Source organism: Azospirillum sp. A1-3, assembly GCF_023806445.1.
Classification (GTDB): domain Bacteria; phylum Pseudomonadota; class Alphaproteobacteria; order Azospirillales; family Azospirillaceae; genus Azospirillum.
On the sequence record NZ_JAMSLU010000006.1, the window covers coordinates 414,860 to 427,732 of the forward strand.

The 12,873-nt window shown below is 67.7% G+C and carries 16 protein-coding genes and 1 tRNA gene; 8 read left to right on the forward strand and 9 right to left on the reverse strand.

The genetic code is table 11. The features are described 5' to 3' along the window. The first annotated feature begins 25 nt into the window (after positions 1-25). From M5E06_RS29730 to M5E06_RS35930, 8 genes are all read left to right on the forward strand, one after another. Positions 26-709: a LexA family protein gene (locus M5E06_RS29730; protein ID WP_252141334.1), complete on the forward strand. Its 684-nt coding sequence runs from the start codon at positions 26-28 to the stop codon at positions 707-709. 292 nt (positions 710-1,001) lie between these two features. Beyond that, entirely contained in the window at positions 1,002-1,211 is a 210-nt protein-coding gene (locus M5E06_RS29735; protein ID WP_252141335.1) for a hypothetical protein, read from the forward strand. A 202-nt stretch (positions 1,212-1,413) separates the two neighbouring features. Beyond that, positions 1,414-1,839 (forward strand): hypothetical protein, encoded by a 426-nt coding sequence (locus M5E06_RS29740; protein WP_252141336.1) that lies wholly within the window; start codon positions 1,414-1,416, stop codon positions 1,837-1,839. A 188-nt stretch (positions 1,840-2,027) separates the two neighbouring features. Continuing rightward, on the forward strand, positions 2,028-2,210 hold the full coding sequence (locus tag M5E06_RS29745) for a hypothetical protein (protein WP_252141337.1): 183 nt from the start codon (positions 2,028-2,030) through the stop codon (positions 2,208-2,210). A 6-nt stretch (positions 2,211-2,216) separates the two neighbouring features. Further along, the gene (locus M5E06_RS29750; RefSeq protein WP_252141338.1) at positions 2,217-2,399 is read left to right on the forward strand and encodes a hypothetical protein; all 183 of its coding nucleotides are present in this window, start codon (positions 2,217-2,219) and stop codon (positions 2,397-2,399) included. Between the two features lie 87 nt (positions 2,400-2,486). Continuing rightward, the gene (locus M5E06_RS29755; RefSeq protein ID WP_252141339.1) at positions 2,487-3,695 is read left to right on the forward strand and encodes a phosphoadenosine phosphosulfate reductase domain-containing protein; all 1,209 of its coding nucleotides are present in this window, start codon (positions 2,487-2,489) and stop codon (positions 3,693-3,695) included. A 3-nt stretch (positions 3,696-3,698) separates the two neighbouring features. Continuing rightward, positions 3,699-3,950 (forward strand): hypothetical protein, encoded by a 252-nt coding sequence (locus M5E06_RS29760; RefSeq protein ID WP_252141340.1) that lies wholly within the window; start codon positions 3,699-3,701, stop codon positions 3,948-3,950. Next, positions 3,947-5,011, forward strand: coding sequence for a tyrosine-type recombinase/integrase (locus tag M5E06_RS35930; RefSeq protein ID WP_252141341.1), 1,065 nt, complete (start codon positions 3,947-3,949; stop codon positions 5,009-5,011). Before M5E06_RS29760 ends, M5E06_RS35930 begins: the two co-directional genes overlap by 4 nt. Before the next feature lie 108 nt (positions 5,012-5,119). Here M5E06_RS35930 and M5E06_RS29770 read toward each other — a convergent pair. The 9 genes from M5E06_RS29770 to M5E06_RS29810 form a co-directional block, all read right to left on the reverse strand. Beyond that, positions 5,120-5,195 (reverse strand) — tRNA-Phe (locus M5E06_RS29770). A gap of 118 nt (positions 5,196-5,313) precedes the next feature. Continuing rightward, positions 5,314-5,547: a DNA gyrase inhibitor YacG gene (locus tag M5E06_RS29775; protein WP_252141342.1), complete on the reverse strand. Its 234-nt coding sequence runs from the start codon at positions 5,545-5,547 to the stop codon at positions 5,314-5,316. 28 nt (positions 5,548-5,575) lie between these two features. After that, positions 5,576-6,811, reverse strand: a complete 1,236-nt coding sequence (locus tag M5E06_RS29780; RefSeq protein ID WP_252141343.1) for a ribonuclease E/G — start codon at positions 6,809-6,811, stop codon at positions 5,576-5,578. Further along, positions 6,808-7,431, reverse strand: coding sequence for a Maf family protein (locus tag M5E06_RS29785; protein ID WP_252141344.1), 624 nt, complete (start codon positions 7,429-7,431; stop codon positions 6,808-6,810). Before M5E06_RS29785 ends, M5E06_RS29780 begins: the two co-directional genes overlap by 4 nt. Positions 7,432-7,456: 25 nt before the next feature. Then, positions 7,457-7,675 (reverse strand): translation initiation factor IF-1, encoded by a 219-nt coding sequence (gene infA / locus M5E06_RS29790; RefSeq protein ID WP_012977999.1) that lies wholly within the window; start codon positions 7,673-7,675, stop codon positions 7,457-7,459. A gap of 157 nt (positions 7,676-7,832) precedes the next feature. Beyond that, on the reverse strand, positions 7,833-9,044 hold the full coding sequence (locus M5E06_RS29795; RefSeq protein WP_252141345.1) for a lysozyme family protein: 1,212 nt from the start codon (positions 9,042-9,044) through the stop codon (positions 7,833-7,835). Positions 9,045-9,111: 67 nt separating this feature from the next. After that, positions 9,112-11,484 carry a hybrid sensor histidine kinase/response regulator gene (locus M5E06_RS29800; protein ID WP_252141346.1) on the reverse strand — a complete coding sequence of 791 codons (2,373 nt, stop codon included), beginning with the start codon at positions 11,482-11,484 and terminating at the stop codon, positions 9,112-9,114. Positions 11,485-11,899: 415 nt separating this feature from the next. Beyond that, on the reverse strand, positions 11,900-12,373 hold the full coding sequence (locus M5E06_RS29805) for an arsenate-mycothiol transferase ArsC (protein WP_109073223.1): 474 nt from the start codon (positions 12,371-12,373) through the stop codon (positions 11,900-11,902). Positions 12,374-12,389: 16 nt separating this feature from the next. Beyond that, positions 12,390-12,872 (reverse strand): UPF0262 family protein, encoded by a 483-nt coding sequence (locus M5E06_RS29810; protein WP_085092229.1) that lies wholly within the window; start codon positions 12,870-12,872, stop codon positions 12,390-12,392. Position 12,873: the final 1 nt, after the last annotated feature.

Below are 12,873 nucleotides of genomic sequence, written 5' to 3' on the forward strand. Positions count from 1 at the left end.
TTTGCCATGTGATACGCAAGCGAATATGCCGTTCCTCATGAACCCGCTCGCCCAACGCATCAAGCAGCTCCGCAAGTCGCGCGGGCTGAATCAGGCTGAGTTCGCCGAACTGCTCGGCGTTACCCAGCCAACCGTGAGCCGTTGGGAGCTAGGCAAGAGCGAGCCTGAGTTCGATCAGATCGTCGCCTTGGCCGATCTGGCGGGCGAAACGCCGCAGCAGTTCGCATTTGGGCAGCAGGTCAACGAAGAGTTAACCTTGCAGCTCGTATTCGTGGTCGGCGCAGTGCAAGCCGGTCATTGGGTGGAAGCAGTGGAGTGGAATCGCGACGAGTGGTATTCGGTTTCCCTACCGCCACACCCCCAATATCCCGACATAAAGCGTTTCGGTCTCGAGGTGCGCGGCCCATCTATGAACCGCGTCTTTCCTGAAGGCTCCGTTGTGGAGTGCCTCCGCTTTGAGGATCTGGGCGAAGAGCCGCAGCCGAATGACTATGTAGTTGTTGAGCGCCATCGCGCTGATGGCTGCATCGAAGCTACGGTCAAGAAACTCGTTGTTATGGATGACGAGCCGTGGCTTGTGCCTGAGTCAGACCACCCAGCGTTCCAACGGCCTATTAAGCTCCGCAACGGCCACGAAGATGATGTGGAGACAGTGGTTATCGCTGGCCTCGTCATTGGCTCGTACCGTCCGTTCCTGCGCAGGCGTTAACTCTTCTAGTCGCTTATCTCGACTTTCCACGGCACCTCAGGTTGAGACCGGTGCGGCAATCAGACGCACTAACTGCGTCCAGGCGTCTCCTTTCGCCTGCATAATCGCGCATGAATGCCGGGGTTTCATACAGGCCTGCATTTTTCTCTTTGTCGCCCCTTATGCGTATGTGTATATATGTGCCGCGCTTGGTCGTGAGCACCGGTTGATAGCCGCGACTTGGCGTTCCTCCCAACCTGCCCCGGCGCGGCTGAGACGCGGCCCGCCGGGGAGTTTTTCAGGGATACGCGATATGAAGCACCGTCACACGATGCGCAGCCCCTCCACCCTGCATGCCACCGCCCGCGCTATGGGCCGCAAGATTGCCGATCTGGGCGGCTCCGGCGATGCAGTGACGGAAGCCGACCTGCTGACCGACTTCAGCGCCAGCGACATCAAGCTCCACATCGAAGCTGCCCGCGACTATGCCCGCGACCTGTTGGGCATGAAGCAAGCCGCCTGATCGTTTTCCGCGCTGGGGCACGTTCAAGGCCCCAGCGCGGCGACGGCGACCCGAGTGGATGCACTGCGTCCCCTCCGGCCGCCGCCGCAGTAGGTAGCGGGCGCGGCTGGCGCAATCCGGCCATACGAGTGCCCCAGCGTGAGACCCCCGGTTTCGGCGGAAGTGCCGGGGGTCGCCGGGACCACACCCCGAGACTTCGACCATGACCGACACCACCGCTTCGGTGGACGGCGGAGCTTTGCCCGCCGTGCCCCAGACGCACGCCCCCGATCTTGAAGCGATCTACCGCCTGTGGATCGACATCATCCGCGAGGCGCGCATGCTGGGTGGCCGCGACGCCGCCCGCCGGCTGTGGCGATCATCACCCCTGCCGCCGCTGGACGCGCACAGCAAGGGCAAGGACACGCTCGACTGGGTCGAGTCCTTCCTCTCCGACAGCACGGAACCGGCCCCCGGTGCCCGCCTGAAGGCGGAGGCCCTGTGGACCGCCTATGTCGCGTGGTGTCAGCCCCGCGGCCTGGAGCCGATCACCCGCGCCGGTCTGCTGCGCCAACTCGCCCGGCACGGCCTGCGGCGCCAGAAGGCGAGCTGCATCCACTTCCTGAACCTGCGCCTGCGGGTCCAGTGATGGCAAAGGCCAAGGTTTCCAACGCGCGTACGCACGTTCCGCAGGATGCGCCAGGATCGGCCTCCGGCCCATCCGCCGCAGATCGGCACCCGAACGAGTGCCGAGAGTGCGGACGGCCCTTCCGACCCATCGACCTTCAGCAGGAATTCTGCTGCGCCGTGTGCCGCCGGGCATGGCGGTCACGCGCCATGACGCGCGGCGCGAAGCTCTACGAAGCGGTGATGACGTGGCGCGTCCTGCGCCAGCCCGGCGGCTTCGCCCACGTCACCGCCCTTGTCTCCGCCTTCCTCGACGAAGACCGCACCGCCGGCCGGCGGTGGCGGCCCCGCACCTTCAACCCCAAGACCGGCCGCCGCGAACGGCGGAAGTGAGGAACCATGACCGTCATCGGCCACTGCTATGACTGCGGGGAACACACCCGCATCGACCGTGCCACGCGCCTGTGCGACGGCTGCACCGAACAGGCGGAGATGCTCGCCGCTCTCCCTTCGCGCGAAGACACCATCGCCTTGATCGGTCGCCACCTCTTTCCGAAGGGAGGCGACCACCATGCCTTTTGAGCTTCTGCCCGCTCTGACCGTCACCGCGATCCTCGCCAGCTCTGCCGGCGGGTTCGTGTGGTTCCTCTCTGCATGCCGGCGGGCGTCATGAGCAAGTTGCAAGCAACCCTCTGGGACCGCGAGCGCCTGCACAAGGATGACGCTGTCGAGTTGACGGTGCAAAGCCTGCTGGCCCATGGCTGCGACCACGCGCACTGGGGAATCGCCTGGAGCGGTGGCAAGGACAGCTCCGCCACACTGACCCTGCTGGTGCACCTGCTGGACACCGGGCGCATCCCCCGGCCGCGCTCCCTCACGGTCTTCTATGCCGACACCCGTCAGGAACTGCCGCCGCTCGCCATCGCCGCCCAGCGGATCATGGATCAGTTGCGGGCGCGCGGGATCGCGGTGCGCGTGGTCACGGCCCCGTTGGAAAAGCGCTTCCTCGTCTACATCTTGGGGCGCGGGGTGCCGCCGCCGAACAACAACACGCTCCGCTGGTGCACCCGTCAGATCAAGGTGGACCCGATGACAGCGGCCATCGAACAGCAGATCAACGCTGTCGACGGCACCTTCCTGATGATCACCGGGGTGCGCCTGGGCGAGAGTGCCGCCCGCGACCAGCGCATCGCCCTGTCCTGCGGCAAGGACGGCGGCGAATGCGGCCAGGGCTGGTACCAGCAGGTGTTGCCGGCGGCCAAGGGCATCCGGGGACGGATCGCCACGCTGGCCCCACTGCTGCACTGGCGGGTCTGCCACGTCTGGGAATGGCTGATGTTCGACGCCCATGCCGCCGGCTGGGCCACGGCGGACATTGCCGACGCCTACGGCGGGGACGAGGCGGAGGAAATCAACGCCCGTACCGGCTGCACCGGCTGCCCGCTGGCGCAGAAGGAGCTGGCGCTGGAGTCCATCCTGAAGTCACCGAAGTGGGCGTACCTGTCACCCCTGCGCGGCCTGAAGCCGCTGTACCGCGAGCTGCGCTTGCCGCGGCACCGGCTGAAGAAGACCGGGCTGAATGCGGATGGCACCATCGCCACGGCAAAGAACCGGCAGCGCATGGGGCCGCTGACCTTTGAAGCCCGGCTGATGGGTCTAGACCGCATCCTGTCGATCCAGGCGGCCGTGAACGAAGCCGCCGTGCAGATCGGCCGCCCCGCCATCGACATGCTGAACGCAGAGGAAGAAGCCCGCATTCGCGAGCTGATCGCCGCCGGCACATGGCCGAACGGCTGGGATGGGGACGAGCCGACCGGAGACATCCCTCAGGACATGATCTATGGCGACGGGGCGGTGCAGCCCCTGCTGGTGAGGTGAGGCATGACTGCCGCCAAAGCGCGCCCGTCCGAGTTGCCCGGCTGGCCCCGCCTGCTGTCGCGTGAGCTGGCGGCGGCCTACATCGGCCAGTCGCCGAACGTGCTGGATCGGCTGGGCATCACCTTTCACAAGGTCGGCTCCCGGCGGATGTACGACCGGACCGATCTGGACCGCTGGGTGGACGACTTGGCGGGCCACCGGCAGGATGGGGAACCTCAATCCTGGATGGAGCGAATTTCCCAATGCGGAACGTGAAGCGGGTCACCGCCAAGGGGCGGGCCTACTACTATCACCGGGGCACCGGCATGCGCCTGCCGGGTGAACCGGGCAGTGCTGAGTTCGAAGCCGAATACCGGCGGCTGGAAGGCATCGCCGTCGAGAACAGCGACGCGGCTGCCCCGGTGATCTGCAAGACGCTGGGCGCGCTGCTGATCGCCTATCGGGGCAGCCCGACCTTTGCCGAGAAAGCCGACTCGACCAAGGCCGACTATCACGAAGCCATGGATTGGCTGAAGCCTCTGCACGACATGCCGCTGGATCGGATCGACACTCCCACCATGACCCGGTTGCGCGATCAGGCGTACAAGACGCGCAAGCGGTGGTTCGCGAACCACCTGCTGCGCTTCATGTCGGCACTGTTCAACTGGGGCCGCCCATACGGCTACATGGACGCGAACCCCTGCGAGAAAGTTCCGAAGATCCGGAAGCCGCGCGGCGAACGCGTGGTCAACCGCCCGTGGACCAACGAAGAGTTCGCCACGGTCATGGCGGCAATGCCGCCGGAGCTGCGCGTTGCTGTGGCGCTGGGGGCGCATGCCGGCTTGCGCGAGGGCGACGCCATCCGCCTGACATGGTCTGCCTACCGTGGCGGCGTGATCGAGTCGCGACAGGCGAAGACCGACGACCCGATCTGGGTGCCGGTGCATTCGGAGCTGAAGACGATTCTCGACGAAGCCCGTGCCCGCCTGCCGGCCCTGTCGGCGAAGCTGGCGGCGAAGAACCGCCCGGTGCCCATGACCATTGTGGTTGGGCAGCGTGGCGAACCGTTCACCGAGTCCGGCTTCCGCGCGCGGTTCTTCAAGGTGATTCGGCAGCTCGTCGCCGAAGGCAAGGTGCAGCCGGGCCTGACCTTCCACGGCCTGCGGCACACGGCAGCGACCAAGCTCGCGGATGCCGGCTGCGACACCCGCGACATCATGGCGATCACCGGCCACAAGACCGAAGCGATGGTCGCCCGCTACACCCGGTCGGCAGACCAGAAGCGGCGCGCGACGGCGGCGATCATGAAGCTGGAAGGGGTAGGGAAGAAGGCGTGACCAGAGCCAGAACAGCGGTGGAAAACCGTTTGGAAAACTCTGGAAAACTCGGTCAGAAGAGCTGACCAAACCGCACCAACCAACCCGTTGATTTTAAAAGAGGGAAGGTGGTGCCCAGGGACGGAGTCGAACCGCCGACACGGGGATTTTCAGTCCCCTGCTCTACCAACTGAGCTACCTGGGCATCTCGGCGCCGCTTGGTGGGTGACCGTTTCGGTCGGTGCGGCGCGTCGTGTGGGGCGCTTTTTAGAGGGGTTCGGACGGGCTGTCCAGAGGAAAATTCAAAAAAATTTAGACCCGTCTCACGCCTCCTCATCGGGGTCGGATCCGCCGGGCGCGGCGGGGGGTTCCGGGCTCTCGATGCGGTAGACGCCGCCCAGCCAGCGCGACAGATCCACGTCGGCGCAGCGCTTGGAACAGAAGGGGCGGGTGGCCGGTTCGCTCGGGCGGCCGCAGATCGGGCAGTTGGTGCCCGCCTTGGCGCCGGCATGGGTGTGGGAGCGCTGCGGGGCGCCGGGGGATTGGGGGTTGGACAAGGATGGCCTCCGTAACGGACGATAGCGGTCAGGGCCGCAGCAGGGCTGCCAGCGGCGTGCCGCGGCGGGCGCGGGTCAGTTCGACCAGGCCCAGTTTGGACATGCCGTAAACTTGGGTCTGCACCGGGTCGCTTTCCACCGCCTGCGACAGGGCGGCCAACACGCGCTCGGCATCGCCGCGGCTGCGCATGTTGACGAAATCCACCACCACGATGCCGCCGACATTGCGCAGGCGAAGCTGGCGGGCAATCTCCGCCGCGGCGTCGAGGTTGACGTCCAGCGGGTTGCCGCGCTCCCCGGCATTGACGTCGACCACCGTCAGCGCCTCCGTCCGCTCGATCACCAGCGAACCGCCGAGCGGCAGCGGCACCCGGACATCCAGAAGCTCCGCAATCGCAGTGTCGAGGTCGCGCAGGTCGAACAGGTGCTGGGCGTCCTTATGGGCGCTTAGGCGCGGCAGCAGGTCGGGGGCGTGGCGGTCGCACCAGTCGCGCAAGGCCGACAGCAGCGGCCCGTCGCCCATTCTGATCCCGCCGGCCGGGGCCGGGTCGTCGACCAGGATGGCGGCGGGGGCAGCGGCTCCCTGCTCGATCAGGGCGCGGGTGGGGGCGTCGGGGCCGGGATGCAGCAGGCGGAGGGCGGAGCCGGCGCGGGCGTCGTCGCGGATGGCGCGCCATTGCAGATGCAGCGCCTCCGATTCGGCGGCCAGAAGATCGTCGGAGACCTGGGCGGCGCCGGCCCGCACGATCCAGCCGGCGCCGGTGGCGAGCTGTTCGATGCGGCGGGCCAGGGCTGCGCGCTCAGGGCCGGTGCCGAGGCGCTTCGACACCGCGATGTCGCGGCCAAGCGGGGCGTGCACCAGGAAACGGCCGGGCAGGGTGATGTCCATCGTCAGCGACGGACCCTTGGCCCCGACTGCGTCGGCCTTCACCTGCACCAGCACCGGCTGGCCGGTGCGCAGCAGTGCGCCGATGGGCGCCGGCTTGGCGCCGGGGCGATGGGAGCGGGACTGCGGAGAGTCGTCGTCGAGGATTGGACGGCGCACGTCGGCAGCCGGCAGCAGGCCGGACAGGCCATTTCCTAGATCGACGAAGGCGCCGTTCAGGCCGGTGGCGATTCGCTCCACCCGGCCGAGGATGATGGCGCCCAGCAACGACGGGCGGTCGGCATGGTCGATGTGCAGGTCGGTCAGACGGCCGTCGGCCAGCACCGCCGCCCGCGTCAGCGGGCCGTCGCGGTCGACCAGCAGCTCAAGCCTGCTCATTGCTCGGGAGGTGTCGGGGGAGGAAGCGGGAAGCCGGCGCCATGCAGCATGCCGGCGACTTCGTGCAGGGACAGCCCGACGACATTGCTGTAGGAGCCGCCGATCCAGCGCACCAGCGCCCCGGCCCGGCCCTGGATGGCATAGCCGCCGGCCTTGCCCTTCCATTCGCCGGACGCGATGTAGGCGTCGGTCTCCGCCCGGTCGAGCACCTTGAAGGTGACGTCGGTGCGGACCAGCCGGTCGATTCGGTGGTGGCCTTCAGGTCCGGGGATCAGCAGCACGATGCCGCCGATCACCCGGTGCCGCCGGCCGGACAGCAGGGACAGGCAGCGTCGCGCCTCCTCCTCCCGTTCGGCCTTGGGCAGGATGCGGCGGCCGCAGGCGACCACGGTGTCGGCGGCGAGAATCCACGAATCGGGATGGCGCGCGGCGACGCACGACGCCTTTTCCGCCGCCAGACGCATGGCGTGCTGGGGCGGGAGTTCGTCGCGCAGCGGCGTTTCGTCGAGATCGGCGGGATCGACCGCGTCGGGCACGATGCCGATCTGGCGCAAAAGGTCGAGCCGGCGGGGCGAGGCCGAAGCCAGCACCAGCCGGGGCGCCTTGGACGGGATCGTCACGGGGAACCGCGATGCAGCAAGGATGCTACTTGAACCGGAAGGTGATGCGGCCCTTGGTCAGGTCGTACGGCGTCATTTCCACATTGACGCGGTCGCCCGCCAGGACGCGAATCCGGTTCTTACGCATCTTGCCGGAGGTGTGCGCCAGAACCTCGTGATCGTTGTCGAGCTTCACCCGGAACATCGCGTTCGGAAGCAATTCGACGACGGTCCCGGAAAACTCGATCAGATCTTCCTTTGCCATAGGCCCTTATGTCCGTCCTAATAGTTTCGCGGCAATAACTGACCTTCCAAGGCCGCCGGGTCAAGGGGGATTCCCACCACCGGTGCGTTCGGCCGCAGCCATCCGCGCGGGGCAGCCCCGCGTTGTGTGGCGAAAATACCCTGTAACCCCTGCCGCGTCAGACCGCCTGATAGGGGTTGAGCGGCGATGCGCCGCCTTCTTCCAAGCGGCGCGGCTGTTCCAGCGCCTTGCCGATCGCCGCGAACATCTCGCGCTGGTCGATCTCCATGCGGCGGGTCAGGCGGCCCACCGTTTCGGCCGCAGTGAGTGCGCGGCCGGTGGAGCGGTCGTGGAACAGGTTGTGATTCGCCTTCGCCGCGCTGGGCAACAGGTCGGCGGCGACGGCGCCGGGGCTCGATTCGGCGGCGCGAATCAGCTTCGCCGCCCCGCCGGAGCCCAGAACATAGGCCATGCGGCTCTCCGATTCGCTGGCCGGGCGGCCCAGCCGCTTCTCCAGCGCCTCGCGTCCCTCGGCCAGATAGCGGGCGGCCATGCCGGCCGACAGGTCGACATCGTGGCGCAGCTCCAGGATCTGGCGGCGGATCGCCGGATCCTTGACGCTGGACACGCCGTTGCGGACCTGGATGTGCGAGGCCAGCTCACCCTGACCATAGGCGGCGCCATGGCGGCGGAACAGGTCGAGCCACGTCGATTCGAGGAACTGGAACGGGCCGGCGGCGGAGCTGCGGCTGTTCCTGGCGCCGGGGTCCAGCCCGCTTTCCTGGGTGGCCTGGGCCAGGATCGCGGTGAAGCTGTGGCCCGACAGCCCGGCGACCTGCTGCGAGGCGACCAGCACCCGCGTGGCGGTCGGATCGTCGGAGTTCACCGCCTTCACCGTCTCCGCCACCTTCTTCGAGCTTGGAGTCGGGCCTTGCGCCACCGCCGGCCCCACCACCGGCGCCGCCGGCTTCAGTCCGGGCAGGGGCGCGCGTGGCGCAGCGGCCCCGCCGTCCGCCGACGCGGAGTTCGCCAGCATGACAGGCGCCTCCGAATTGACGGCGGGTGGCTTGACGGCGGGGAGCGGCACGACCGTACCGTCGGCCAAGCGGATTGGAGTAACCGGCTTGGCCGCCGGAAAGGGGACCTGGGTGCCGTCGGTCAGCAGGATCGGGGCCGGCGGCTTGGCGGCCGGCAGGGGCGGTGCCTTCTGACCGCCATGGAGCCTGCCGTTGGCGGGACGGCCGACGGGCGCGGCCTCGGTGCCGGGCCGATTGGTCTGGACCAGCGCGTCACGGAAGGACGACTCGCCGCCGGCGCCATCGGCTGGCGACGGGGGGCTGTCGGGCTTGCGCTCCGGAACGGGGGCGAGAGGGGGCTGCGCAACCTTCATGACACACACTTCGCTGCAGACCGGCCGAGCCTGCCGGGAGAGGTGCAGCCACTATAGCACCGACTCGTCAGCTGTGCGCGATCAACTGCGGACGCGGGGGCTCATCCTGTCCATCGTCGGGCGGTCCGCTGCCAGCCGGTCCGCTGCCACCCGGGCCATTGTCCGCGTGCCCGACGCGAACCCAGCGGCCGATCGCGGCCAGCAGCTTGGTTTTCTCAAGCGGCTTGGCCAGATGGGCGTTCATGCCCGCCTGCAGGCAGCGTTCGACCTCCACCTGCAGGACGCCGGCCGACAGGGCCAGGATCGGGATGCGGCCGACCGGTCCGGGCAGGGCACGGATGCGGCGGGTGGCCTCCAGCCCGTCCATCACCGGCATCTGCACGTCCATCAGCACGAGGTCGTAGGTCTGTTCCTGCACCGCGGCGACCGCGGCGGCACCGTCTTCCACGGCATCGACATGGTGGCCGGCCTTGGTCAGCATGGTCACCGCCAGATCGCGGTTCATCGCCAGATCCTCGGCCAGCAGGATGCGGGCGCCGGGGCTGCCGGGCTCGCTGCCGGCAAGGGGGGCGCCATCGCGCTGGACCGCGGCGCTGCCGGCGGGCAGCAGCGGCAGCGAGAACCAGAAGGTGCTGCCGCTGCCGGGCCGGCTTTCCATGCCGATCTCGCCGCCCATCAGCTCCACCAGCCGGCGGCAGATGGCCAGCCCCAGCCCGGTGCCGCCGCGCCCGCGTTCCAACTGGGTGAAGCGCTGGAACAGGTCGCGCTGCCGTTCGGGCGCGATGCCGATCCCGGTGTCGGTGACGGTAAAGGTGCAGATGCGGCCGCCGCCGGGCTTGCCGGCCGTCCGGCTGCCATCATCGTCGATCGCCTTGACCGTCAGCCGGACCGAGCCGCGGTCGGTGAACTTCACCGCGTTGCTCAGCAGGTTCAGCAGGATCTGGCGCAGCCGGTCGGGGTCGCCCATGACGAAGCCGCGGGCGGTGGCGGAAATGCTGGTCTGCAGCTCCAGCCCCTTCTGTTCGGCAGCCAGGCGGACGATGGCGACGCAGCGGTCGGCCAGATCGTCCAGCCGGAAGGGCACGCTGACCAGATCGAGCCGCCCCGCCTCCAGCTTCGACAGGTCGAGCACGTCGTTGATGACGGTCAGCAGCGACCGCCCGGCGTCGCGCACCTGCGAGGCGTAGCGCCGCTGTTCGGCCGTCAGCGGGGTTTCCAGCAGCATCTCCGCGAATCCGATCACGCCGTTCATCGGCGTGCGGATCTCGTGGCTCATGGTGGCGAGGAATTCCTCCTTGGCGCGGCTGCCGGCCCGCGCCTCCTCCATGGCGGAGCGCAGCTCCTGCTCGCGCTGCTTCAGGCGGCGCGACATGTTGTTGAAGGCGTGGGAGACGACGCGGAATTCATGCGGCGCCCGCTCCGCCTCGATCACGGTGCCGCCGCCGCCGTCGCCGATGCGGGTGGCCGCGCTGCCCAATTCCCACACCCAGCGCAGGACGGAGGCGCGCAGCAGGACCCACAGCGCGGTGACGCTGACCAGCGCTGCGATGCCCAGCAGCCCCAGGCTCTGCCAAAGGTCGCGCCGCGCCTCTGCGATGATCGGGCTGGTCGGCATGCCGACGGCGAAGATCGTGTCGGTTTCGTCGGAATGGCGGAAGGCCCACAGCCGGTCGCGCCCGTCGGCGCTTTCTGAATCCAGGAAGCCGTCCCGTTCCTTCAGCATCTGCTGGACATGGCGCATATGGCCGACATTGCGGTTCAGCCAGCCTTCCGGATCGGGCTGGCGGGCGACGATCACGCCGTTGCGGTCCAGCACCATCACGCGGGCGTCGGGCTGCTTCAGCACCTTCACCAGATCGGTCAGCCAGGTCAGGTCGACGGCGACGCCCATCACGCGGACGATCCGGCCATTCTCGATGATCGGGCTGGCGACGATGATCAGCGGCTTCAGCGAGCGCTTGCCGATGATGAAATCGCTGACCACCCAGCTTTTGGTGTCGAGGACGCGCTGGAAATATTCGCGTTCGCGCAGCGAGATGCCGGCGCCCGGGCCGGTGGTGTCGCAGATGATGTTGCCGTCGGCGTCGGTCAGCCAGACGCCGGTGGTCCAGCGGTGCTGGCGCGGCATCGGCGCCAGGGTGGCGACGCAGCCGTCGGTGTCGGTCGGCGTGGCGTTGCGGATCGCCGGCACCAGCGACAGCACGCCCAGCAGGTTGCGCGCCTCGCCGATCAGGTCATGCTGGCGCTGCACCCCGTCGTCGGCCAGATGCAGGGCCAGTTCGCGCGCGGCGCCGATGTGGTCGTCGAGCTGCTGGTCGGCGAGATAGAGCGCGCCAACCAGCGGCAGCGCCAGCGAGGCCAGCACCACGCCCATCAGGCGCGCGCGCAGGCTGCGCGGGCTGAAGACGCGGAGAAGGCGGGGCATCAGACCGGCGGGCATGGATGGACGGCTCTCCGCGCGAAAATTCGTCGACGCTCCTGAGCCTATGGCGGCACTCGGCGCGTTGCGATGACACAGCTCAATAACATTGGCGGGGATGCACTGTGAACTGCCCGCAGCGCAAAAAGTTGCAGAATGCCAAAATTATTACCGACCATGCCGTGTGGCGGCCTGCGGCAGAAGACGTAAACGCGGCCGGTGGGGACCTGCCGCTAGAGTGCGATCGTTTCAGACGGACTCGTCTGAAACGTGAATCGCACGGAAAATCAAACGGCTAGATCGGATCGCGTAAAATCGGAATCGATTTGGAGCGTGAATCCGATCGCCAACCATAAAGCTACAGCGCCGTGCGTTTCATATTAAACGCACGGCGCTGTAGAGTTCATCTGATGCTTCAATAAGCATCAGATGAACTCTAGACCGTCGGGCCGCGGGTCAGGGGGAAGCGCTGTTTAACCTTGTCCAGCAGGCCGTCGCGGACCTGCCGGTAGGCTTCCAGCATGGCATCGCGGGTGCCGTCGACCAGGGTGGGGTCGAAGGTGTTCCAGAACTCCACGTCGCAGGCCATGGTGCGCGTCATCTCGATGGCGCGGTGCTGGGCCTCGGGCGACAGCGAGACGATCAGGTCGAAGTTGGTGTCTTCCAGATCCTCGAAGGTGCGGCAGCGGTGCTTGGACAGGTCGATGCCGATCTCCTCCATCACCGCGACGGCGAAGGGATCGACCTCGTCGCCCTCACGGACGCCGACCGAGTCCACATAGACGCGGGTGCCGTGGTAATGGCGCATCATCGCCGCCGCCATCGGCGAACGGATCATGTTGTAGGTACAGGCGAACAATACGCTCGTGACCGGCAGGGATGTGAGGACCGGGGTCGCCGCCATGGCCATGCGCCGCCCGTGCCCGTCAGCCGCGAATGTGCAGAACGCAGATCAGCGTGAACAGCCGGCGCGCGGTCTGCAGGTCCATCTCCACCTTGCCGGCCAGACGTTCGCGCAGCATCTCGGACCCCTCGTTGTGCAGGCCGCGGCGGCCCATGTCGATGGCCTCGATCTGCGAGGGCGTCGACCGCTTGATGGCGGCGTAATAGCTCTCGCAGATCAGGAAATAGTCCCGCACGATCGAGCGGAAGCCGGTGATCGGCAGCATCAGCCGGTCGAGCACGCTGTCGTCCTCGCGCCGGATGTCGAAGACCAGCCGGTTGTCCTCGATCGACAGGTGCAGGTGGTACGGCCCGTCCTCCGCGAAGTCGCAGGGGCAGAACTCGTTGTCCTCCAGCAGGTCGAAGATGGCGACGGCGCGCTCATGCTCGACCTCCGGCTTGTGGCGGACGACACTCCGCTCGTCGAGCGTCACATGGGTGATGCGCCGCTTGCTCTTCGTCGTCACG